21 protein-coding genes are annotated in these 25,855 nt (G+C 29.5%); 17 read left to right on the top strand and 4 right to left on the bottom strand.

The genetic code is table 11. The annotated features are described in order from the left end of the window. Positions 1–26: 26 nt before the first annotated feature. Together AAFN75_RS15325 and AAFN75_RS15320 are read right to left on the bottom strand one after the other, a co-directional pair. The gene (locus AAFN75_RS15325) at positions 27–1,475 is read right to left on the bottom strand and encodes an MBOAT family O-acyltransferase (protein WP_411807171.1); all 1,449 of its coding nucleotides are present in this window, start codon (positions 1,473–1,475) and stop codon (positions 27–29) included. 83 nt (positions 1,476–1,558) lie between these two features. Beyond that, positions 1,559–2,431, bottom strand: a complete 873-nt coding sequence (locus AAFN75_RS15320) for a hypothetical protein (RefSeq protein ID WP_411807170.1) — start codon at positions 2,429–2,431, stop codon at positions 1,559–1,561. Positions 2,432–3,077: 646 nt separating this feature from the next. Between AAFN75_RS15320 and AAFN75_RS15315 the strand changes: the two genes are divergently transcribed. From AAFN75_RS15315 to AAFN75_RS15275, 9 genes are all read left to right on the top strand, one after another. After that, positions 3,078–4,817 (top strand): HAD-IIIC family phosphatase, encoded by a 1,740-nt coding sequence (locus AAFN75_RS15315; RefSeq protein ID WP_411807169.1) that lies wholly within the window; start codon positions 3,078–3,080, stop codon positions 4,815–4,817. Then, complete coding sequence (locus tag AAFN75_RS15310) at positions 4,802–5,035, top strand: acyl carrier protein (RefSeq protein WP_411807168.1); 234 nt, start codon at positions 4,802–4,804, stop codon at positions 5,033–5,035. The genes AAFN75_RS15315 and AAFN75_RS15310 overlap by 16 nt, the downstream gene beginning before the upstream one ends. A gap of 4 nt (positions 5,036–5,039) precedes the next feature. Further along, positions 5,040–6,491, top strand: coding sequence for an MBOAT family O-acyltransferase (locus AAFN75_RS15305; protein WP_411807167.1), 1,452 nt, complete (start codon positions 5,040–5,042; stop codon positions 6,489–6,491). A 1-nt stretch (position 6,492) separates the two neighbouring features. Continuing rightward, complete coding sequence (locus AAFN75_RS15300) at positions 6,493–7,404, top strand: hypothetical protein (RefSeq protein ID WP_411807166.1); 912 nt, start codon at positions 6,493–6,495, stop codon at positions 7,402–7,404. A 102-nt stretch (positions 7,405–7,506) separates the two neighbouring features. Beyond that, the gene (locus AAFN75_RS15295) at positions 7,507–8,541 is read left to right on the top strand and encodes an EpsG family protein (protein WP_411807165.1); all 1,035 of its coding nucleotides are present in this window, start codon (positions 7,507–7,509) and stop codon (positions 8,539–8,541) included. A 41-nt stretch (positions 8,542–8,582) separates the two neighbouring features. Then, positions 8,583–9,476 (top strand): glycosyltransferase family 2 protein, encoded by an 894-nt coding sequence (locus AAFN75_RS15290; protein ID WP_411807164.1) that lies wholly within the window; start codon positions 8,583–8,585, stop codon positions 9,474–9,476. Positions 9,477–9,563: 87 nt separating this feature from the next. Next, positions 9,564–10,964 (top strand): hypothetical protein, encoded by a 1,401-nt coding sequence (locus tag AAFN75_RS15285; RefSeq protein ID WP_411807162.1) that lies wholly within the window; start codon positions 9,564–9,566, stop codon positions 10,962–10,964. 20 nt (positions 10,965–10,984) lie between these two features. Then, the gene (locus tag AAFN75_RS15280) at positions 10,985–12,121 is read left to right on the top strand and encodes a glycosyltransferase family 1 protein (RefSeq protein WP_411807161.1); all 1,137 of its coding nucleotides are present in this window, start codon (positions 10,985–10,987) and stop codon (positions 12,119–12,121) included. A gap of 5 nt (positions 12,122–12,126) precedes the next feature. Further along, positions 12,127–13,524, top strand: a complete 1,398-nt coding sequence (locus tag AAFN75_RS15275; protein WP_411807160.1) for a phenylacetate--CoA ligase family protein — start codon at positions 12,127–12,129, stop codon at positions 13,522–13,524. 95 nt (positions 13,525–13,619) lie between these two features. Here AAFN75_RS15275 and AAFN75_RS15270 read toward each other — a convergent pair whose 3' ends face one another. After that, positions 13,620–15,605 (bottom strand): right-handed parallel beta-helix repeat-containing protein, encoded by a 1,986-nt coding sequence (locus AAFN75_RS15270; RefSeq protein ID WP_411807159.1) that lies wholly within the window; start codon positions 15,603–15,605, stop codon positions 13,620–13,622. A gap of 474 nt (positions 15,606–16,079) precedes the next feature. On the opposite strand from AAFN75_RS15270, the gene AAFN75_RS15265 reads away from it, so the two are divergent. The 8 genes from AAFN75_RS15265 to AAFN75_RS15230 all read left to right on the top strand — a co-directional run bounded on the left by AAFN75_RS15265 (position 16,080) and on the right by AAFN75_RS15230 (position 24,409). After that, positions 16,080–17,237 carry a glycosyltransferase family 4 protein gene (locus tag AAFN75_RS15265; RefSeq protein WP_411807158.1) on the top strand — a complete coding sequence of 386 codons (1,158 nt, stop codon included), beginning with the start codon at positions 16,080–16,082 and terminating at the stop codon, positions 17,235–17,237. Then, positions 17,238–18,647, top strand: a complete 1,410-nt coding sequence (locus AAFN75_RS15260) for an MBOAT family O-acyltransferase (protein WP_411807157.1) — start codon at positions 17,238–17,240, stop codon at positions 18,645–18,647. A gap of 5 nt (positions 18,648–18,652) precedes the next feature. Continuing rightward, complete coding sequence (locus AAFN75_RS15255; RefSeq protein ID WP_411807156.1) at positions 18,653–19,591, top strand: hypothetical protein; 939 nt, start codon at positions 18,653–18,655, stop codon at positions 19,589–19,591. Positions 19,592–19,797: 206 nt separating this feature from the next. Next, positions 19,798–20,895: a hypothetical protein gene (locus AAFN75_RS15250; RefSeq protein ID WP_411807155.1), complete on the top strand. Its 1,098-nt coding sequence runs from the start codon at positions 19,798–19,800 to the stop codon at positions 20,893–20,895. A gap of 6 nt (positions 20,896–20,901) precedes the next feature. After that, positions 20,902–22,398, top strand: a complete 1,497-nt coding sequence (locus tag AAFN75_RS15245) for an AMP-binding protein (RefSeq protein ID WP_411807154.1) — start codon at positions 20,902–20,904, stop codon at positions 22,396–22,398. Positions 22,399–22,410: 12 nt separating this feature from the next. Beyond that, positions 22,411–22,653, top strand: a complete 243-nt coding sequence (locus AAFN75_RS15240; protein WP_411807153.1) for an acyl carrier protein — start codon at positions 22,411–22,413, stop codon at positions 22,651–22,653. Positions 22,654–22,659: 6 nt separating this feature from the next. Then, positions 22,660–23,295, top strand: coding sequence for a sugar transferase (locus AAFN75_RS15235; RefSeq protein ID WP_411807152.1), 636 nt, complete (start codon positions 22,660–22,662; stop codon positions 23,293–23,295). Positions 23,296–23,332: 37 nt separating this feature from the next. After that, positions 23,333–24,409, top strand: coding sequence for an acyltransferase family protein (locus AAFN75_RS15230; protein WP_411807151.1), 1,077 nt, complete (start codon positions 23,333–23,335; stop codon positions 24,407–24,409). Between the two features lie 5 nt (positions 24,410–24,414). Here AAFN75_RS15230 and AAFN75_RS15225 read toward each other — a convergent pair whose 3' ends face one another. Then, complete coding sequence (locus AAFN75_RS15225; protein WP_411807150.1) at positions 24,415–25,851, bottom strand: AMP-binding protein; 1,437 nt, start codon at positions 25,849–25,851, stop codon at positions 24,415–24,417. Positions 25,852–25,855 lie beyond the last annotated feature (4 nt).

Raw genomic sequence — 25,855 nt, 5'->3', positions numbered from 1 at the left:
AAATTTTAATAAAAAACTGTTTCATATTAAAATTGAAAATAAATAAATTGTTGTTCTTTACCACCAAACCAAAATATAGCGATAATAATTGTGTAATACATTAAATACCTTATTGGACGTTTCCACTTTAATCCTAATTGAGCAATTGCAAATTCGCCCGCTCTCCCTTTCCACTCAACTAAAGTAAAAATCACTACAAGAAAAATTATTATTAAAGCACTACCAATTCCATCAAATTTTGGTATTGAAAAAAGTGATGATGAAAATATTTCAGAAATGTAACTTAACGCATGGTTAATGTTATTTGCTCTAAAAAATATCCATGCGAAAACAGTTAAGCTAAAGGTTAACAGTATAGCAGAAAACTCTCTAATGTTTGGGAAGTTTTTTCCTTGAGCTACAATATCTATATTATTGCGATTATTTTTAGTAAGCATGAGTGGTAGAAAATAAATGGCATTTAATGCACCCCAAACAATAAAAGTCCAATTTGCACCATGCCAAAATCCACTAACTATGAATATAACAAAAGTATTTCGAACTTTCATCCATGTACCACCTCTACTTCCACCTAAAGGAATATAAAGATAATCCCTAAACCAAGTCGATAAAGAAATATGCCAACGTCTCCAAAATTCTGCAATATCTCTTGAAAAATAAGGAAAGTTAAAATTTTTCATAAGATCAAAACCAAACAAACGTGAAGTACCAATCGCAATATCAGAATAACCAGAGAAGTCACCATAAATTTGGAATGTGAAGAACAAAGCACCTAGTACCAAAGTACTTCCATTCATATCTGCAGAATTGTTAAATATTTGATTTGCATATTCAGCACAGTTATCAGCAATTACAATCTTCTTGAATAAGCCCCAAAGTATTTGACGCATCCCATCAACGGCTAATGTGTAATCAAATTTTCTACTCTTATAAAATTGAGGAAGTAAATGTTTTGCTCTTTCAATAGGTCCTGCAACTAATTGCGGAAAGAAACTCACAAATGCAGAAAATGCAATAAAGTCCTTTGTGGGTTCAAGTTTTCTTTTATAAACATCAATTGTATAGCTCAAAGTTTGGAAAGTGTAGAAACTAATTCCTACTGGTAGTATAATATTTAATGAGTTGGCTTTAATTTCCGAACCAAAAAATGAAAAAACAGTTATAAAATTATCAAGGAAAAAGTTGTAATATTTAAAAAACCCTAGAAATCCAAGATTTACTAAAATACTTGTCCAAAGTAAAACCTTCCGTTTAGTTTGCTTTTCTTCGGTTTGGAGCATTCGTCCAATTGAATAATCAACAATTGTACTAAAAAGAATCAGTGATAAAAATCTCCAGTCCCACCAGCCATAAAAGATATAACTTGCTACAACTATTAAAAAATTCTGCAGTTTCAAGTTTTTGTTTGCTACAAACCAATAAAGTATAAATACTATCGGCAGGAAAATCGCAAAGTCAATTGAGTTAAAAAACATAAAATTCTATCTATTCGTTTAAAATTATAATTATTCTATTCTTAATTTATATTCGCTATTTTATGCCTATTACTATACATTTATTATTTAATAAGCTTCTCTGTCAATTTAATAGCTCCAATTACAGAAAGATGGTCTCCGTCTGGAATAAAACAGCTCTCATCAAATGATAAGTTGTCAAAATCAATAAGTTTTAAATTAAACTTATCAATTATTTCATCATATTTATTTATAAATTTTTTTGGGATTTTTTCTTTATAATACGGATCCAAAGGCGTATTAATTATCACTAAATCAAATTTATATTTTTTACTAAGATTGATTATTTCTTCTAAATAAAATAAATTTAGATCAGAGTAACCATTCACCAATTTGTCTTTATAAAAATGATAATTAATTCTTTTATCCATAATTCTACTTTTTGACGCAGTACTAGTGAAATAATTTGAGTAACCTCCAAATTTCGAATTATTCACTATAGGTCTAAAGGAGCTCTTGATTAAAATTTTAAAATAATTATGTAAATGATTACTTTTATAATTTGAATGGAGTAGCTTTTTTTGCTCATTAAAAGGTAGTAGGTAAAAATATTTAGGAGATGTTGAAAATGAACTTTTGCCATAGACAAAATCATCATTAATACTGCTTAAACTATGATACCCAAATCCTAAATACACCTTCTCGATATTATTTTCTGATTCAAGTATATTTTTTAATCTATAATATGAAAAGAAAAATGTTTCAGCCTCTATAGCAATATTTTGACTTTCTACCAACAAACTATCCACAATCGCATATTGTATGTGAGAATCACCAACATATAAATTTTTAATCGCAGGGTCAATCTTATAATATGCCGATTTAGGTAAAAAAACTAACGCAGCAATACTTATAATTAAAAGAAAAAGAAACGGTACTAATAAAAAACGTAATATTCTTTTTAAAAAATGTTTCATCTAGAATATATTTATATAATAGTTGTTAGGTGTTGAAACATATCTAAAAAGTAAAGGTTCTCTCTGTTTTTAACGGGAATACTTAGTAAATTCATTTAGCACGTTTTGACTTTTAAAATTCAAATATAAATGTATTTTACTTGCGTGGCATAAAAAAAATATAAATTTTACTGTCATTTTCAATTATGAAACCTTTGTAAATGAATTACTAAGGTTCCAATTAATAAAGAAATATCACCATTTTTTATCAAATAAAGACAATAATTTATACAGAATCTTAATTATTTTTAAGCAAATTAATAACCAAATAAAAACCGGCGCTTATAATATGTTAGATAAAACAATTTACACTATAATTTGTAATTAACAAGTTCTACTTATTAGCAGTATTATTAGTAACTAATAAAGTTGTTTTTGTACTTAGCTAGATAATGATAAATACTAATTAATAGTAAAAAAATAATTTCATGTCAAATTAAAACAAACTAAGTTGGCTTAATATTTAAGTGTTTATACTTTTTATTATTCTCTTTAACTAGTCAATAACACATTTAGACGAAATTTTAAATAAATATGATTAGGTTAAAAAAAAAAATAACATATTTGCTTTCCAAATTATATAAACTTATACCCTAAAATCATTAAAATGGACTTTAATTTAAGTTTTAGAGCACTTCAAAAACTTGCAAAAGATTTCCCTAAAAGTAATACGGCAATAAAAATTGCAGTTCTTGGAAATCATACTACGACTTTTTTCTGTAAAGCGATAGAAAATCAACTTATTTTGGCCGGCTTTAATCCTGATATTTTTGAAGCTGATTTTGATCAAATTGATATCACTTTAATTGATGGAACTTCAAAACTATATGATTTTAATCCTGAAGTTATAATTATATTTGAATCAACGCTTAAAATCAAAGACGATTTTTATGCCTTAAAATCAAATGAGTCACGTGCACAGTTTCACAATGATTTGGCAAATAAAGCGAAAAACCGAATAGCTTTTTTAAATAAAAATAACAGTAGTGCAAAAATTATTTACGCATCCTATGAGTTATTAGATGATGAACTTTATGGAAATCTTTTTTCTAAAGTACCTCATAGCTTTTATAATCAATTATGGAAAACCAATACTGCGCTTATTAATATATCGGAAAATGAAAATAATTTTTATGTGTTTGATATTAATAAACATATAAAAAATCTTGATACTTATAGAGATTGGCCAGCTTACATAAATTCCGATTTGCATTACACCATAGACACTTTTGCACATTTTAGCTACCATATGGCTTTATTTATAAAAGCCTTAAAAGGTAGCTTTAAAAAATGTTTGATTATTGATTTGGATAATACAACGTGGGGAGGTATTATTGGAGATGATGGAATTGATAAAATACAAATTGGAAACTTAGGTATTGGAAAAGCATTTACCAAATTACAAAAATGGATAAAGGAATTAAAAGAACGAGGAATAATTATCGCAGTATGTTCTAAAAACACTGAAGAAGTAGCTAAAGAACCTTTTATAAAACATAGCGAAATGGTTCTAAAATTAGAAGACATCTCCATTTTTGTTGCTAATTGGAACAATAAAGCTGATAATATTCGATATATACAAGAAGTGCTCAACATAGGTTTTGATTCTATGGTCTTTATAGATGACAATCCAGCCGAACGCGATATCGTTAAACAAAGTTTACCACTTGTAACTGTACCAAATTTGCCAGAGGACCCTGCATTATATTTACCGTATTTAACAGACTTAAATTTGTTTGAAACGGCTTCTTTCTCTAGTAATGATAAAGATAGAACTTTACAATATCAACAGGAAGCTGAAAGAAAAAAGCTTATTACATCTGTAACCAACATGGATGACTACTTAAAGTCACTAGAAATGATTGGAGAAATGGAAAACTTTAATTCTGAAGATGTATCTCGTATTGCGCAGTTAACACAGCGTTCCAATCAGTTTAATCTAAGAACAAAACGTTACACAGATGAGGATATTATTCATTTTATGAATTCTGAAAATCATGTAACTTATAGTATAAAACTAAAAGATAAATTTGGGGACTACGGCCTAATATCTGTAATCATATTAGAAAAAACTGATGCCAATACTTTTTTTATTGATACGTGGATTATGAGTTGTAGAGTATTAAAAAGAGGCGTAGAATATTTTGCCATGAATCAAATAGTAGAACAGCTATTACATGTTAATGCTAGTAGTTTAATTGGAGAATATTTAGAAACACCAAAAAATAAATTAGTTTCAGATTTATTAGATAAACTAAGCTTTACAAAAACGAATGAATTTAAATATAAAACAGAATTAAAAGAATTTAACAACTTTAAACATTTTATCTCATGCAAGAATATCTAAACCAATTAAACCTACTTTTCCGTGAAGTTTTAGAAAATGAAGACATATCTCTTACTCCTGAAACTGTAGCTAGTGATATTGATGAATGGGATTCTATAAATCATATTTATTTAGTAGTTGAAATTGAAAAATATTTTAATATAAAGTTCACCAGTTCTCAAATTTTAGAATGGAAAAACGTTGGTGAAATTGTAAACTCTATTCAAGAGAAAAAATAAAATTATGCTTTTTAATTCTTTTGATTTTTTTGTTTTTTTACCTATTGTTTTTTGCGCTTATTGGTTTATTTTAAAAAAGCATTTAAAATCTCAAAATGCTCTACTTTTAATAGCAAGTTATGTGTTTTATGGGTGGTGGGATTGGAGATTCCTCTCGCTTATTATGCTAAGTACAATAGTAGATTATTTTGTAGGTCTTCAAATTTTTAAAAATGAAGATGCCAAAATACGAAAAAGGTGGTTAAGGTTATCTGTTTTGTTTAATCTGGGCTTGCTGGGATTCTTCAAATACTTTAACTTTTTTATTGATTCATGGGTTGATGCTTTCAATAGCATTGGCTATCAAATGGATTACTACTCCTTAAGTATAATTCTTCCAGTAGGTATATCGTTCTACACGTTCCAAACAATGTCTTACTCTTTAGATATTAGTAAAAGAAAATTAGAGCCTACTAAAGACTTCATTGCCTTCGCAACATTTGTTGCTTTTTTCCCGCAATTGGTGGCAGGTCCTATCGAGCGAGCTTCCAATTTATTACCACAGTTTTTTAAAAAAAGAAAATTTGATTATAATATCGCAGTTGATGGTGCTCGCCAGATGCTTTGGGGTTTGTTTAAAAAAATTGTTATTGCAGATAACTGTGCATCTTATGTTAATGACGTATTTCAAAACTATTCAGACTATTCTTCTGGCACGTTAATTTTAGGTGTTGTTGTATTTGCATTTCAAATTTATGCTGACTTTAGTGGTTATACCGATATTGCCATTGGAGTCGCCAAATTATTTGGTTTTAATTTTAAAAGAAACTTTAACTACCCCTACTTCTCTACCAATATATCCGATTTCTGGAAGCGCTGGCATATTTCATTATCTAGTTGGTTAAATGATTATGTATTTACGCCTCTTGCCATTGAGTATAGAAACTATAAAAAGTATGGAATTTTTTTAGCGCTATTCCTTACTTTTTTAATTTCTGGTCTTTGGCACGGAGCAGGTTGGAATTACATTGTTTGGGGTGGATTGCATGGTTTATTCTATATTCCTGTAATTTTTTCTAAAAAACGATTCAGTTCTATTTCATCAAATAAAATTAATTCGAAAAACAAAAGTACATTACGAGATTTCCCTAAAATGGTTTTAACTTTCGCAATGGTGTGCTTTACATATATTTTTTTTAGAGCCATTAATCTAACAGAAGCAATAAACTTTAATAAGGCTATAATTAATGGACTAATAACGAATAACATATTTGATATTAAAATACCTGATATTAGAATAGTTCTTTTCATACCTTGTCTTATTCTTATTGAATGGGTTCAAAGAGAAAAAGCATATGGGATGGATTTGCAAAAAGTAAATTCTACAGTTTTAAGATGGGTAATTTATTTCATATTAATTAGTGTTATAATTATTTTTGGAGCAAAATCGCAATCATTTATTTATTTTCAATTTTAAAATGAAAAAATTTATAAAAAAAACCTTATTATTTGTTCTAATATCGACTATACTTATGTCGTTATTTTTAATGGCTTTTGGAGGGGTAATTGATAGTTTTTATTTAAAGTTTACAACTCCTAAAGCAAAGTCCATGATAATTGGCGACTCAAGAGCTTTAATGGGAGTTGTACCTAGCATGATAAATAATAAACTGAAAAATGAAGGATATGAACTTCCTATAACAAATTATGCATTTACGATTGCTCAAGCTCCTATTGGCCCTTTGTACCGAAAAAGTATATTAAAAAAGCTTGATCCAGAAACTAAAAATGGTTTATTTATACTTTCAATTTCTCCATTAATGCTACTTTCTGAAAATTCTCATGATAATTATAAAAATGAATTCATTGAAGACGACATGTCACCTCACAATATGAATTCGGTAGATATGAATCCAAATTTTGAATACTTAATTAAAAATTATAGTAATTTTCATTTTAAAGCCATTTTTAAGCGAAAACTTGTTTTACATAATGATGGTTGGTTACAAGACAATAACTTACCAAAAAATAAAAATGAATATGAAGACAGAAGAGCTTGGTGGCTAAACAGCTATAATAATTTTGATAAACAATATGCGTTTTCTAATTATCGTTTAGCAAGTTTAGACACTTTAATAAAAACATTAAAAGTTTATGGAGAAGTACATTTAGCTCGATTACCGGTAGACTCAATTTTTCTTAAACTTGAAGATAAGATGGTGCCTAGTTTTGATAATCTAATTGATTCTATAACTAAAAAGAATAAAATTAAATATTACAATTATAAGAATACCAGTAAAAAATATAAAACCCTTGATGGTATGCACATAACTAAGTTATTTAGTGATAAATTTACTGAAAGCATATGTGATTCTATTTTGCCTAATTAAATTAATTCATTCCTGTAACAAGAAGTTAAATATAATATGAATACTCTAGTTCCCCTGCATTTATATTTTCAAGTTTTTATAAACGTCTTCTTTTTTCTAATAATGCTTACATTATTACATACTAGGATATTAAAACTAGATGATCCAAAAAACATAAATTTCATAAAGGTAGCCGGATTACTTATATTAGTGTTTAGTATTTTATATATTGGGCAAAGACCTATAAGCGGAAGGTATTTTGGAGATATGAGAACCTATTCTATATACTATGCCGATTACCAATCAGGATCACCTATAAAAGGTACGAAAGATATTTTTTTTCATATTTTTATGAAAACGTGTTCTTACTTTGTTTCTGTTCATACGTTTTTCACATTTTGCGCTATGATATATATACTTCCAATGGCAAGAATTTCAAAAGTCCTTTTTAAAGAATATTGGTATTATGCTTTCTTTATGTTTTTGGTTTCTTTTTCATTTTGGGCCTATGGTGCTAATGGCATTAGAAATGGAGCAGCCGGCTCGTTATTCTTATTAGGGCTGAGTTATAAAAACAATAAATTTATTATGGGATTATGTTTTTTTATAGCGGTATCTTTTCATAAAACCATGTTTTTACCAATATTTGCTTATCTCATTACATTGGTTTATAACGAACCTAAAACTTTCTTAAAGGGCTGGTTAGCTTGCATTCCCTTATCCTTGGTACTTGGAAGTGTTTTTATAACTATATTTAGCAGTATAGGTTTTGGTGATGATGATAGGCTTGCTGGCTATCTATCAGGTCAGTCTGAAGAAGGTACTTTTTCTAGTACAGGTTTTAGATGGGATTTTCTTTTTCACAGTGCTTTTGCTGTTTTTGCCGGTTGGTATTTTGTGATTAAAAAGAAATTTCATGATAAATTTTATTTTCAATTGTTAAATACATATCTCATTTGTAATGGGTTTTGGATTTTAGTCATTAATGCTAATTACTCCAATAGATTTGCCTATCTATCTTGGTTTATGATGGCTATAGTTATAATTTATCCCTTACTAAAACAACGCCTTTTTAAAGATCATCATTTCATGATTGGTAAAGTATTATTTGTCTATTTTATGTTTACATATTTAATGGCTTATGTATTTTATGCATAAATAACAAATTATTAATAAATTAAAATTTAATGTACTATTAGATGACTAAAACATTAACCATTTTTACACCAACATACAATCGCGCTTATTGCCTAGATAAATGCTATAAAAGCCTTATAAGGCAATCTAACCAAGATTTTTTATGGCTTATTATTGATGATGGCTCTACCGATAACACTAAAGAATTGGTACAATCTTGGATAAATGATGGAAAAATAGCCATCCAATATCAATACCAAAAAAACCAAGGCATGCATGGTGCTCATAATGGTGCGTATCGTATTATGGAAAGCCCATTAAACGTTTGTATTGATAGTGATGATGCCATGGCCGATAATGCTGTAGATATTATTCTTGAGGCTTGGAAAACTATTGAAAACAAACCAGAATTCGCAGGTATTGTTGGTCTTGATGCCGACGAATCTGGCAAACTTATTGGTACAAGAATACCAGAACATGTTAAAGCTACAACGCTTTATGATATTAATAATACTTTAGGTGTTAAAGGTGATAAAAAATTAGTGTACAGAACCGATGTTGTAAAAAAGTACCCACTCTACCCTATTTTTGAGGGTGAGCGTTTTGTACCCCTTGGCTATTTGTACCAATTAATAGATCAAGATTATAAACTTTTACCGCTTAACGAGGTGCTGTGCGTGGTTGAGTACATGCCCGACGGTTCTAGCTTAAACATGTCTAAACAATATAGAAGACATCCCAAAGGATTTGCATTTTCTAGAAAGAGTAGAATGGAATTATCACCAAGTTTAAAGGTGAAATTTAAAAATGCTATACATTACGTGTCCTGTGCCCTATTTACTAAAAACTGGAAATTTCTGCAAGAATCTCCAAAAAAACTAATAACGTTTTTAGCAATACCATTTGGCATTGTGCTAAATATCTATATAAGATTAAATACACGAGATGGTATGTAATTACAGCTTTTATTGCTTTGCAAACTAAAAACACTTAAAAACAGATTAAAAATTATACAAGGCTTTATTTATAAACACTAAAACACTATGGGCGGTTTAAAAGAAACTATTTATAATAAAATGCCATACCCGTTTAAATTTGTTTTACTTAATATTAAAGGATATTTAAACAAAAAACAACGCTATAATAAACAATTTGAATCTTTTTTAAAGGAATATAATACCTTATGGAAAGCGGACATAGCAACTATAAAAACTTATCAAGAAAACAAGTTAGGTGTATTATTGTTGGAAGTTCTCGAACATTCGCCATGGTATAGTAGTATCATGAAAAATTTAGGCATTACTAAAACACAAATAGAACAAGATCCTTTTAATGTTTTAAATAAAATGCCAATTCTAGAAAAAACCGATAGAAAAAATAATGTCCAAGCTTTATTAAATAATAAACGGGAAACAGCAATGGTTGGCCATACAAGTGGTACTTCGGGTTCGCCAACTTTAGATTATATTGATATAGAATCCATAAATGCGTCTTTTGCATTTTGGAAGCGATTTCACCACACCATTGGCATTAAACCAAACACCAAACAAGTTAGATTCTCAGGCCGCTTAATAGTAGATGCCAAAGCGAGTAAACCACCTTTTTGGATGTATAATTACTTTGATAACCAATTGTTAATGTCAACCTATCATTTAACAGAAAACAACTTAGCATCCTATATAAAAAAACTAAATGCTTTTAAACCTAAATTATTAGACGGCTACCCTTCTGCTATTTATATTATTAGTAAATACATTAATAAAAACAATTTAAAACTAAGCTTTATACCTAGTGCTATAGCGGTAACTGCCGAAACCTTATACGATTATCAAAGGGAAGAAATAGAAAAAGCATTTCAATGTAAAGTCTATAATCAATATGCATCAAGTGAAGGCAGTCCGTTTATTACCGAATGTACGGCAGGTAATTTACATTTAAATTTAGATTCTGGCGTATTCGAATTTATAAATATAAAAGGAGAACCAGCAAAAACTGGAGAAATTGCTAAACTAGTAGTAACCAGTTTTATAAATTATCGTACACCATTAGTTCGCTATAGTATTGAAGATACCGTTTTATTAAGCAATAATAAAACCCTATGTTCCTGTGGTTGTAAAATGCCTATTATAGAAAGATTAATAGGTCGTGAAGATGATATTCTATGGACCGAAGCTAAAGGTTTTGTTGGCCGTATGGATACGGCTTATAAAGGGTTAGAAGGTATTATTAAAGGACAAATTATCCAGAAAAGCCCAACACTAATCGAAATAAACCTAGAAACAGATGCCTTGTTTACTAAAAAAATGAAAACTACTTTTCTAAACAATTTAAAGGCTAGATTAGGAGAAGATATCGAGTATCAATTAAATACAGTCGATACCATACCTTTGGGTGCCAATGGCAAATTTGTTGCCGTAAAACGCCAATTTAAACTCAATTTTTAATAAGTTAATACCATTTAGATATGCCTCCTATACGAGTTTTACAAGTATTTACAATAATGGATCGCGGTGGTGCAGAAACCATGATTATGAACTACTATAGAAAATTAGATACCACTAAGGTTCAGTTTGATTTTTTAGTTCATAGACCAAATAAAGCAGCCTACGATGATGAAATAGGAGCTTTAGGTGGTAAAATATATAGATTACCCGCTATAAATCCCTTTATGCCTAACGCGTATTATAAGGCATTACGTGCTTTTTTTAAAAAACATAACACTTATAACATTATACATTCGCATTTAAATACATTTAGCTATTTCCCGCTTAAAATGGCTGAAGAATTTAAAATACCTGTCCGTATCGCACATGCCCATATTGCTATAAATAAGGTAAGCTTACGCTCCATATTATCTGGTAAAGAAAGTATAAGCGAAAGTTTGAAAAAAATAGTAAAACTGCAACTAAAAAAACGTGTAAAACTACATGCTACACATTATTTTTCTTGTGGCGATAAAGCTGGGAATTGGTTATTTGGTAGTACGCCATTTGAAACCATGAATAATGCTATAGATACTGACAAATTTAAATATAACCCCAGTGTATCAGCAACTTACAAAAAAGAATTTAAACTAGAAAACGAACTCGTTATTGGTCATATTGGCCGTTTTGTAAGCCAAAAAAATCATGCCTTTTTAATTAAAATATTTGCGGCTATATTAAAAAAGCAACCCAATGCGACATTAATATTAATTGGAGATGGTCCCCTAAAATCGGGATTGCAAACCGAAGCACAACGATTACAAATCGACCATAAAATACAATTCCTTGGTGTTAGAACTGATATACCACAACTTTGCCAAATGATGGACGTTTTTGTTTTTCCGTCGTTTTATGAAGGACTTCCTGTTACTTTAATAGAAGCCCAAGCCGCTAGTTTAAAAATTATAGCCTCAGATTCTATTACAAAAGAAGTTCGCTTAACCAATAACATTTCGTTTGTTTCTATTGATGAAACGGCAGATGTATGGGCGCAGAAAATTTTAACACTAGATACCTCTAAAAAAATAGACCAATCGCAGAATATTATAGAGGGGAATTATGATATTATATCCAATACTCAAAATATACAATCCTTTTATTTAAATCACATTAAATAATAAAAATGGGCCAATTACAAGACAAATTATATAACAAAGCACCTAATTATATTCAAAACGTCCTGGTAAGCGTTTATAACATAATGGCTTATAGAGGACGTAATTCTGGTAAATATCACGAGTTTTTAAAGCTATACAAAGCAAATAAAAACCTATCATTAAAAGAATTACAAGCTATACAATCAGAAAAATACACAGCATTTATAAATTATGCAATAACAAACTCTAATTATTATAAGCAAGCCTTTTCTAAAATAGAATCTCCAGAAAAAATTGAAAACATCCATTTACTGCCTATAGTTAATAAAGAACTGATAAGACAAAACATAAATGATATTTATACCATTAAAAAAAGCGAAGGCAGTGTAGCAAAAACAGGAGGTACAACAGGAAAATCTCTAGAAGTTATTTATGTATTGGAAGATTCTAGAGAACGTCATGCTATACTAGACTATTTCAGGCATAATTTTGGTTACCGCTTAGGAAAAAAAACAGCCTGGTTTAGTGGTAAAAACTTATTAAACCAAAGAGATATTAGTAAAAATAGGTTTTGGAAAACAGATTATATTTATAAGGTACGTTACTACTCTACGTTTCATATACACTCTAAATATTTAAAATACTATATAGAAAACCTTATAAAATTTAAACCCGAATATTTTGTAGGTTTTCCTTCTACCATGTACGAAATCGCGAAATACGGCGTGCAGCATAATATTGAATTTCCATCTGGAATTATAAAAGCTATATTCCCTACTGCCGAAACCATAACTACCGAAATAAGAACAGTGCTAGAAAGTTATTTTAAAACAAAAGTATATAATCAATATGCGTCTTCAGAAGGATCGCCTTTTATAATAGAATGCGTGCAAGGTAACTTGCATCTCGAATTACAAAGTGGTGTTTTCGAGGTGTTGGACGATAATGATAACCCAACCACCAATGGCAGATTAGTAGTAACACCGTTTAATACCCGTGGCACACCACTAATTAGATACGATATTGGCGACCAAATTGAACTAGACAAGCCTACAGCGGTTTGTAATTGTGGCAACAATAACCCGTTAGTAAAACATATTTTAGGAAGAATTTCAGATTATATCTATTCCGAAGAAAAAGGAAAAGTTAATCTAGGAAACATCTCGAATTGTTTAAAAGGTGTAAAAGGCGTAATTAGGTTTCAAATACAACAAGATCAATTAAACGCCCTAGTAGTCCTTATAGAAAAAGATGATAATGCCTTTACCAAACAGGATGAGCAGGTGTTTTTAAAAAACCTTAAAGATCGTGTTGGTGAGCAAATTACAATAACACTTAAATTTATCGATAATATTCCTGTAGAAAACAGTGGAAAATATCGCTTGATTAAGAATAATATTAAAGCTAAAATTGTAGAGAACTGATTATTAAAATAAGTATAACTTATAAAATTATACAAACCAAAAAAGGTAAGACTAAAAATTAGTCTTACCTTTTTATATAAATTATGTTTATTAACTTAATTACAAGTATTCCCTTTCTCAACAATTTCATCCTGACTCTCTGAGCCATTATTTATACATTGAAATCTAGAAGCACCTGTAGGTTCATAAATGGTATTATTTATAAGTGATACATTGTCATGATCGCTGTATAAACGAATGCCATCAAAATCTGTTGGTTTTATAGTATTATTAGAAATTGTCAAATTTGTTGAGTTTGATATTTGAATACCAGCAACCTCATTATTGGAAAAAGTAATTCCATTAACGAGTAAGAAATCTATTTTTTTGTCTGTTTTACAAATATTATCTGTAACAGAAAAGGTATAATTAGCATGCTCTGGTTTATTATTACTATTAGAAAATTTCATATTTAAACTTCCTGCATCAATAGTGTTTCCGGTTATGTCTAATTTATCGGCCCAAGAATTAATCAAGCTTATTCCAGTTGTCGTAGCCGAAATGGTATTGTTATAAATTTTCGAATTGATAAGTTTATATAGTTGAATTCCTGTATCCACGTCGCTAATAATATTATCATGAACTTCTACATCTATTGAACTTATAACCATCCCAATTCCATAGCCTTTAATTATGTTGCCAGAAATCTCATTGTTATAAACAGTTTCACTTTCTGTTGATGATGAATGTATTGCATATTTTGCATCGGAGTTCCCCTTAGCCAATCTATTGTTAATGATCTTTGTATTATTAGTATAAGTAAATCCGACTGCGCCTTCGAAATCATTGTCTTCAATGGTAACGTTCTGGCCAATATGCACAGATATAGCACCTCCTCTGCTCCCAGTTTCTTTATTTCCACGTATTATGATATCTGTTACTTTTTCACGTTCAACTAATATTCCGTTATCGTCTCGTACTCTGGTTGCCTCCATATTCATGGCATAACCAACCTCACCGCCATCAGCATTCTCATCCGCGATTCCAGTATCTGTAAACGTGTTTCCTTCAAAAAGTATGTCACGCCCATCAGTTAATGCAATTGCCATTCTTCTTATATTGGTAAACTCACAGTTTAGAACTTTTATATATCTACTAGGGTTGTACCATGCTTGAAAGGTTGCGCCTAAAGAATAGATGTTTAAAGCTCCTTTAGAGCCATCAATAAACTTAATCCCTTCTAGTGTAACATTACGCCCAGATTCTATGTAAAATAAATGAGCACCTTCTAAACCAGGTACATTACCAGTCCAATTTGGTGGTGAAAAATATCTCGTTTTTCTATCTCCGTGTAAATTCCCACCCGTAACAGTTATATTATCCCCATCTCGAATGGAAAAAATAGCACCATTTTCCAAATTTTCTGACTGAGCAGTGGCCGGTTGGATTCTTAAATGTGTATCGTCTGTCATTACTACATTAAAGTTTGAGGGAATATTTACAGCTTCTACTGAAGGGTAAAAAACTGTCCCTGGCTCATTTCGAGACCCTTCAAAATAAGCATCTATTACATCCATTTTTAATGTTGTTGCCCCTAATTCTTTAACAAAAGACATTGTATATTCTAAAATTTTATTGTTCTCCCAAGCAATATCAGAAGTGGTTTCTCCTTCTACAATATTCCATCTTTCAGGTTTAAAATTAAATTCTGGCTTACTAAGTTTTGGAGTTTGCCCTTCCACTTTTAAAGTATAATTTAAAAGTTCACCATCAATAGTGCTACTAGCACCAAAATTAATAGTACCATTTACAATATCACCTCCAGCATAACTTACATATACACTATTTGGCAAGTCTATCGTTTTTCCTTCCAAATCTAATATACAATCTATTACAACTGTAGAATTTGCTTTAGCACTGCTTAGGTTAAAATCACAAGGATCGGTTGGATCTGTTGGGTCTAAAATTTCTTCTTTTATTTCATCTGTTACTACTAGTTCTTCCGAAACGGCATCATCTACAAATAACTCTTCATTGTTGCAAGATGTTAAAACGAACATCGTTGCTATTGCCAAAGCAATGTTTTTAATTGTAATCTTCATAATACTAAATAATTAAAGGACATAAAATAAGTTGTTCAATGATATAATTTTTTTTTGGAAAAATCGATAAACTGTCAAAATAAATCGATAAATCTAGTATTTATCTGACAATAAATTCGATGAAATGCATAATTTAACGTTAAAAACACTCCTCTTTCTGTATACCACTGATTAACTTACGTTTATATTTTTGATTTAGACTTTACGAGGCAAAAATAAATGCAAATAATTAAAATACACTCCATTGTTAATAAAAAATAACAATTTTAAAAAACTGAAATACAATTAGTTAACATAGTTGCATTTTGATTTTACAATGCTTAAAAAAATATAAAAAAGCTTAATTATAAAATAAATCATTAGTAAAACAGCCATTTATTTACTTATAATTTTGTAATTGTGAAACTGTTTACTTAAAAAGAATAACTTTTATATATTTACGGCCTATTGGAATAAGCAGATAATAAAGTCTTTATGAAGAAAAAAATTATTAGAGTTACAACAGTACCAGCATCCCTAAGAGGGTTACTTTTTGGTCAACTAAAATTTATGTCTGCACATTACGATGTTATTGCAGTCTCATCCAATGATAAGTACAACCTCCTTAAATTAGTTTCGGAAAGAGAAAATGTACCTACCATAGCTATTGATATGACTAGAAAAATAACACCATTTAAAGACCTCGTTTCTGTTTACAAACTTTATAAATTATTCAAAAAAGAGAAACCTTTTATAGTGCACTCGCATACACCAAAAGCAGGAACATTATCTATGATTGCTGCAAAATTTGCTGGTGTACCACATAGATTACATACTATTGCAGGCTTACCTTTACTGGTAGCTACCGGCAAAAAAAGATGGTTATTAAATACCGTAGAAAAAATTACTTATGCATTTGCATCTATGATTTACCCGAACTCGCACGGTTTATACAATATTATACTAGAAGAAAAATTTACCACTAAAAACAAATTAAAAGTTATAGCCCATGGTAGCTCTAATGGTATAGATGTCGATTTATTTAATTTAAAAAATTTTAGTAATGTAGCCGAAAATAAAGCTTTAAAAAAACGTTTAAATATTGCTGAGTCTGATTTTGTATTTATTTATGTAGGTCGCTTAGTGGCCGATAAGGGTATAAAAGAACTTTTAGAGGCTTTTAGGACCTTTTCTAAAACGCATAAAGATGCTAAACTTTTATTAGTAGGCGATTTTGAAACAGAATTAGATCCTTTAGATGAAAGAACTTTAGAAATAAAAGATACCAACCCACAAATTATATCTACAGGTTGGGCTACCGATGTAAGACCGTATTTTGCCATTGCCGATGTTTTGGCTTTCCCGAGTTATCGCGAAGGGTTTCCTAATGTTGTTATGCAAGCTGGCGCTATGGAACTTCCTGCTATTGTTACCGATATTAATGGGTGTAATGAAATAATTATTGAAGGCGAAAACGGTTGTATTATACCTGTAAGAGATGCTGATGCTTTACACGACGCTATGTTAAAAGTTTATAACAATACCTTTATATATGATAGAGCTAAGTGTAGAGAACTTATTGTAAAGCGTTACCAACGCCAAGTTATATGGGATGGTTTGCTTGAAGAATATAAAAATTTAGAAAACAAATAGATGTTATTTAATTCAGCCATATTTTTTGTTTTTCTGCCAACGGTATTACTATTATATTGGGTAGCCTACAGAAATTTGAAACTACAAAACATTATTCTATTAGTTAGTAGTTATGTTTTTTATGGATGGTGGGATTATCGTTTTTTAATTTTAATAGCCACTAGTACTGTTGTGGATTATTATGTTGGACTAAAAATTTATAATTCGGATGAAAAAGCTACTAAGAAAAATTGGATGCTTGTTAGTATTGTTTTTAATATTGGCCTTTTAGGCTTTTTTAAATATTACAATTTCTTTGTGGACTCCTGGGTAGATGCTTTAAACACTTTAGGCTATACCGTTCAAAACAGCTGGACTTTAAATATTATACTTCCTGTAGGAATTTCTTTTTATACGTTTCAAACCCTATCCTACTCTATTGATATTAATCGAGGGAAATTGAAACCCACAACAAATTTTATAAGTTTTGCTGCTTTTGTTTCGTTTTTTCCGCAGTTAGTCGCTGGCCCTATTGAAAGAGCTTCTAATTTATTACCACAAATTTTAAACTCTAGAGTTTTTACAAAACGTAAGATAGCCTCGGGCGTTAAACTTATGATTTGGGGTTTCTTTTTAAAATTAGTTGTAGCCGATAGAGCTGCCATTTATGTAGATGCTGTTTATAATAATGTAGAAAACCATGATGGTATAACGTTTATGGTTGCTACAGTTTTCTTTGCTTTTCAAATTTATGGCGATTTTGCAGGCTACTCTTTAATAGCTATTGGTGTTGCCAAATTATTTGGTTTAGAATTAATGGTCAATTTTAATCGACCTTATTTTGCGGCATCGGTTGGCGAGTTCTGGAAACGCTGGCACATATCTCTTTCCACCTGGTTTAAAGATTATGTTTACATTCCTTTAGGAGGAAACAAGACTAAAAAAGGACGTTATTTATTTAACTTATTTATTACCTTTTTAATAAGTGGTTTATGGCATGGTGCTAATTGGACCTTTGTTTTTTGGGGCGCAATAAATGGCTTGTATCTAATTACCGAAACCTTAATTTTTAAAAAGAAAAGATCTGGACTTATTAATATAGCCATCACCTTTGTACTTATAAACTTAACCTGGGTGTTTTTTAGGGCTAATTCTTTAAGTCAAGCATTACTTATATTTAAAGACATTTTTACTAATTTAGGTAATCCTTATATTGGAGGAAGAGACGATATTACAGCTCCTGTTTATACGGCTATTGCTATTATAATATTAGTTTTAAGTGAGTTTAAAAGAGAATTTTTTAATAGTTATTTATCCGTACCTAATCGTATTAAACCAATGGCTACGCTTTTAAGATACAGTATCATCATTTTTATGATTTTTTACTTAGGTGTATTTGGTAATAGTCAATTTATTTATTTTCAATTTTAAAGATTATGAAAACTCAAATAAAGCGTGTTGCCATTCTCATTATAAAATTTGCTATCCTAATTGTAGTTATAGATTTTTGTTTTGGATTGGTTGCTAAAAAACTATTTTTAAGTCAAGAAACTGGAAAATTTGCGCGCTCATCTTACGTGGTAAATGACTCTAAGGATGCTATTATGGTTATTGGGAGCTCTCATGCCATTAGACATTACAAACCTGAAATTATAGAAGACAAAACTGGAAAAACGTGTTACAACGCTGGTGCCGAAGGTCAACAACTTATTTACCATACGGCACTTCAAAAAATGCTTTTAAAAAGACACCGTCCGGAATTAATTATTTTTAATATAGACGAGGAGTTTCTTTTTAAATCGGATATAGCCTTTAGTAGGCTTAGTGATTTACACCCATATTACGGCGAACACAAGGCCGAACTAAATCCGTTTTTAAGATTAAAATCCAAATTTGATGATTATAAGCTATGGTTTAAAGCTTATCAATATAATTCAACTATTGTTCATGTTTTAAAATATAAGGTAGCACCTCAATTTTCAGAAAAAGGATATAGAGCCTTAAAAGAGGAAATGACTCCAGCGCAACTTGTTTCTTATAAACAACATCCACCAAAAAAGATTTATACCGAAGAGATGGAACCCATTTTTGTTCAATTGCTTAAGGATTTTATAAACGAAGCTAAAACACACAATGTTAAATTAATATTTGTAAGTTCTCCAAAATTAATTGAACGCGATTTATCTAAAAACAAATCTTTTACTACTATTAAAGCTATAGCAAAATCTGAGGGTGTTCCGTTTTATAATTATTTAAATTCAAAAGATTACATTAATAAATTAGATTTATTTTGGGACCCATCACATTTAAATGATAAAGGCGCTACCCTATTTAATAATAATCTAGTTGAAATTATTAAGCCGCATTTACCATAAGGTATTGATAAAACGTTTTAGTTTTATTCTCTCACAAGTAAAATGAGTAATGTATTATTTGTTTATATAAAAATTAATGACCTCTCATCGAAAAAAAAGCCATTAATAACGTAAATGTATAGATGAAACCTAATTGCTAATCATATAATTATATATTTGAATGAGATTGTTGTTTTTACTTAAAACTAACACGTATACCAAAACCAATGAGTGAAGATTTAGAAATCGTTAACTTAACTAAAAGTAAGTTAAGGGAACATATTGAAGATAATACATTTTGGAAATCTGGTTTAGCACCTATGGCTAAAAGTAAAGCGATATGGTTACTTTCTAATAATAGAATTGAAGAAGAAGATTTTTGTGGTGTTTTAGCCATGGAAAAGGATGAAATGGTAGCCTTTATCTACATGTTTCCCGATTTTATAAATATGCACGACCAACCCGCTAAAAAAGTATATTGGATGATTGATTGGTGGGTTGCTAAACGTTATAAAGATACGGTTTTAGGAACTTACATATATGATTACTCTGTAAAACTAACACAAAATCAAGTGGTTATAAAAAGCTATACAGAGAATATTCAAGAGTTTTATGATAAACGACCTTTTAGCGTTATCGCATCAAGATTGAGGCATACCTTATTTTTTAGCTTAGATCGATCTATGCTACTAGGTAGGTTTCCGTTTTTAAAACCTGTAAAGTTCCTTATGGATATTATGGATGGCATTACTGGGAAACTAGTTCGTTTTGTAAATAGAAGGAAGTTAGGAACAAACACAGCTGCCTTAACCTATGAGTTTATAAATGAATTAGATAATGACACTTGGAATTTTATAAAACCATTATGCAAAAACGATCTAATATTAAAGACTAAAGATTATGTAAACTGGCAATTAAGTAATACACAATATTTGCAAGTGCCGACAAACCATAAAAGACCTTACTCCAATTTGCAACCAGGAATAAGTGATAATATTCATATTCATAACTTAAAAATTATAAAAGATAATAGTGTTATTGGTTTTTTATCATACATCATCAATTATAACGAATTTAATGTTAAATACTTTTTAGTAGAAGACCCTATTAATTATGATGTTTGTGTTGATGTTTTAATGGAAAACCTCTTAAAATCTAAACGGAATTTTATTTTTACCGATGATACTGAATTGTCTGATAATTTAAACAAGCGTTATTTATCTGTTTTTACTCATAAAGTCATAAAAAAAGGTATTGCACATAACGATACTAAATTTGATTATGATAGTGTAACATTGTTTAATAGAGACGGGCATTTTTATTAATACACTATGGAGTATATAGCTAATTTACAACAGTCCATTTTAAAGCACGCAAACAAGGAGGCTTTTTACATTAATAACATATTTTATAGTTATAATGAGTTTGCAGTAGAAATCTCTAAAATTAGGTTATATCTTGCAAAACATATAGATAGTAATGAAAAATTAATAGGTCTAGTTACAAATGATGATTTACAAACCTATGCCAGTATTATAGCATTATGGTTAGAAGGAAAGGCCTATGTGCCTGTAAACCCTTCTACGCCAATGGAGCGTAATATTCAAATTTTTAATGCTACCGAAATTAAAACGGTAATCGACTCATCGGAGCATTCCATTTATAACGACTATAACATTATTGCATCTAAAACTTTAGAGTTTACAGAATTAAATCTAGACTGCAAAAAAGTAAATCCTGAAGACATTGCCTATATCCTATTTACTTCGGGTACAACAGGACAACCAAAAGGTGTTCCAATAACTTTTAATAATGTAAATAGCTTAGTAGATGCTATTGAGGCAGAACCAGATTTTAATTTATTGGCTTCCGATAGATGCTTGCAAATGTTTGAACTCACGTTCGATTTTTCGGTAGTAACCTATTTATTTCCACTGCTAGCTGGATCTTGTATATATACTATTCCTAAAAAAGCTATCAAGTATTTTTATATTTTTAAACTTATACAAGAACAAAAGCTTACTGTACTTACAATGGTACCTTCTATTTTAAATTATTTGCGTCCGTATTTTTCAGAAATTAACTCGCCACATGTGCGTTATTGTAGTTTTGGTGGTGGTGCTTTACACAATGATATTGCTGTAGAATGGAGTAACTGTCTTCCTAACTGTAAAATTTTCAATTATTACGGTCCTACTGAGTTTACTGTGTATAGTGGTTTTTATCCTTACCATAAACAAACAAACACCAAAGCTTTAAATGGTATAATTGCCATTGGAACACCTCAAAAAAACACAAAATATTTGGTGGTTGATGAAAATAATAATGAATTACCTATTAATACGGTTGGCGAATTATGCTTAGCAGGGCCGCAAATAACACCCGGCTATTGGAAAAACCCAGAACGAAACGCTATTAGCTTTTTTAACTTTGATTGTAATGGAAAAACGGAACGGTACTATAAAACAGGAGATCTTTGCTTGAAGGATGAGGATGGCGATTTTTTATACGCAGGGAGAGCCGATTTTCAAGTAAAAATACGAGGATATAGAGTAGAATTAGCAGAAATAGAATACCATGCTAAATCCATTTGCAAAAAGAAATCTAATTTAATTGCTATTGATATTACTAATGAATTAGGTAATGCTGAGTTAGGTTTAGCTTTTGAAGGCGATCCTTTTGAAACAGATTACATTTTTGATTATATGAAAACTAAAATGCCAGATTATATGATTCCAAGACATATTTGTTTTATTAAAGAATTTCCACATAGCATTAATGGTAAGATTGATAGAAAGACATTAAGAACCCATTTTTTCAAAAAATAACATATTATAATTATGAATGAAGATGCTATTAAAATTAAGGTAAGAGCTGCTTTTGTAAAAGTACTAGAACATGAAAATTTTGTTTTAAATAACGATACCAGTGCTAATGATGTAGAGGGTTGGGAATCTATAACACACATGATGATTATTAATGAGATTGAACAAGAATTTAATATAAAATTTAAGTTAATGGATTTAATGAATATGAATAATATTGGCGACCTTATAAAAGCCATACAAACGACATTGAATTAATTTTGTATGTATAAAAATATAATTAAGCCACTTTTAGATTACCTAATAGCATTTATTGCTCTAGTTTTGTTGTCGCCAATAATACTTATAGCTACTTTATTATTATTATTTGCTAATCAAGGCAAACCCTTCTTTTTACAAGTAAGACCAGGTAAAAATGAAAAATTGTTTAAAATCATTAAATTTAAAACCATGAACGACAAAAAGGATGATAAAGGGAACCTGCTACCCGACACTTTCCGTTTGACCACGATTGGTAAAATAATTAGAAAAACATCTATTGATGAGTTGCCGCAATTATTTAATATCATAAAAGGTGATATGTCCTTAATTGGTCCTAGGCCTTTATTACCTGAATATTTAGGATATTATACCACGAAAGAACAAAAAAGACATTGGGTAAAACCTGGGATTACCGGGCTTGCACAAGTTAATGGAAGAAATTTTTCTAATTGGGATACAAAATTACAATACGACGTTGATTATGTGGAAGATATTTCGTTTAAAAATGACGTTAAAATACTACTAAAAACAATTATAAATGTTTTATCATCAAAGGATGTCTCTGTAGATACAACCAATGTAGAACCTTATCTTAATAAGTTAAGAGCTAATAAAAAAGATTTTGGCATTATAGATTGATATAAAATATAATGTTAATAGAGTAAATATCTATAGAATGAGAATTACAAAACTAGATGGTTTAAGAGGTATATTCAGTGTAATGATTGTTATATATCATTATTATGAAAAATTTATACCGGCGTTAATACATGATAATTTTATAGTTAGAAGTTCTTATTCGTTTGTAGACTTCTTCTTTGTTTTAAGCGGCTTTGTAATTAGTTATAATTATGATTTGCATTTAACTTATAAAGAATTCTGGATTTTTATAAAAAAAAGGTTTGCTAGATTATTTCCATTGTTACTGTATAGTGTAACTATAGTGTTTTTAATAAAAATTGCAACTATCTTTATAGAACCTAAATATGAACCGGACACCATTCAAGTAGTAATACTTCGTTTTTTTAATTCTATATTGTTTCTCAATTCTACCGAAATAAGTGGAGTTTTTAATCTTTCAGCATATGAAGGCTTAAATATTCCTTCATGGTCTATATCATCCGAAATGATTTCTTATATAGTATTCGGAATAATTTCTACCTGTGTAATTGGTAAGAAAAAAAGTGTTGTTTTATTTTCTATTATAGTTTTATCTGCTCTTTATGTTATCAATAAAGAATATTTCTTTCTAAAAGGAGATAATGGATTTATAAGAGGTTTGATATCTTTTAATTTAGGTTACTTTGTATACAAAATATCAAAAGTAAATTTTAAATTAAATAAACATGTGGAATTAATAATACCTATTTTACTAATAGTCGTATTATACTACCTTCACAATTTTAGGGGAATTGAAAAGCAAATGTTTGGTTTAAAAGCAATACCACTATCCTATGCCCTTTTCATTTTAATCCTTCTTAAAACAAATAGTATTATTAGTTGGTTCTTGGACACCAAGTTTTTACAATTTTTAGGTAAAATATCCTATTCAGTCTATCTAAACCATTCTATTTGTATAACTTTAATTCCAACTATAATATTTGAAATAATTGGTGTAAAACAAAACACAATAACCGAAACATTAGTTTTTATTTCACTACTAATATTTGTTATTTTTTATTCTAATTTAACTTACAAATATATAGAAATAAAAGGAGGTAAACTTTTAAGAAAGTATCTTTTGAAGCAGTAATGTAGTTATTTTCCTAAATATGTAGCCTCGATACTTTTGTAATTAATTTTTCCGTTTTCCGTAATGGGCAAACTATCAAAATATAAAAATTTAACAACAGAAGTATGTATTTTATATTTTTCAAACAGTTGTTTTTTTAAGGCTGCTTCATCTAGCCCTTCAATGCCATAAGAAACTAGAATAAATTTATCATTAATACCATTGCAAGCCAACAAACTAATGTTTAACGAGGCTTTTAAATAGCTTTCAACCTCATCTAAATTAACCCTGTTACCAAAAAGTTTCACAAAACGCTTCAACCTTCCTTTGATAAAATAAAATCCATCTTCATCTTGAATAGCTAAATCCCCCGTTTTTAAAGTTATAATGTTTTCCCAAATTTTCAGATCTTCTTTTTTATTAGCATACCCACCAAAAACATTTGGTCCTGAGTATAACAACTCCCCTGTTTCCTTATCAATACTTAACTTACCATTTTTAATAGGAATACCAATTGAGGTTATTTTCTTTGCTAACATGTTATCTGGCACATAAGATATTCTTGCCGTCGCCTCAGTTTGTCCATACATAACGAAAAACCTAATAGCGTTAGATTCACAATAATGATAAAAAGCTGATTTTACATTTTCACTTAAATTACCTCCTGCTTGACTTATATATTTCAAACTTGGATAAGATTTTTTAAGAAAACCAATTCTTTTAAGCATTTCATATATAAATGGAACACCTGCTATAGAAGTGAATTTAAATTCATCTAAATACTTCCAAAAATCTTTTTCTAAAACATCTGGAAGCCCACAAACAATCTTGCCTCCCGCAATAGCATTAGAATTTATAACAGATAAGCCATAAGAATAATATAATGGTAAATTTACAGGGGCAACATCATCTTTATTTATTGGAAGATAGCTAGCAATTGAAAGTGCATTTTGTAAAATATTCTCTTCTGATAATTTTACAAACTTAGGCGACCCTGTTGTTCCAGATGTAGATAATAATATTTTACAATTATTATGTATACTATTATCATTATTTAATTCATTTTTAAAAAATGACGTTTTAAAATTATCATTATCAAGAGTATTGAAAACGTAATCATTAATACGCTCTCTCGACTCGTCGAAAATAATATAAGGTAAATACTCTTTCTCTAAATTTTCTTTAAGCTCTTGTTTTATAGAACTACTTAATAAAACTATAGTATGACTACTTTTTAAAAAAGTTAAGTAATATAATATAGATTTTATCCCTGAATCTAAATATAAAAAAACTAATTTTTTGCTTGTACAAACAATATCATTTAAGGGTAAAATAAGATCCTTTAACTTGTATTGCTCACCATCTCTAGCATTGATAAATGATAAGTTTTCATTTAGAGCTATTAGTTCAAACAATGATGTGTTTTCTGTATTGTTAAAATCAGTAGTGTTTGATAGAGTCATAATT

This window comes from Algibacter sp. AS12, assembly GCF_046736315.1.
Taxonomy (GTDB): domain Bacteria; phylum Bacteroidota; class Bacteroidia; order Flavobacteriales; family Flavobacteriaceae; genus Algibacter_B; species Algibacter_B amylolyticus.
Note: the sequence above shows the minus strand (reverse complement) of the source record. Positions and strands in the feature narration are given on the sequence as shown.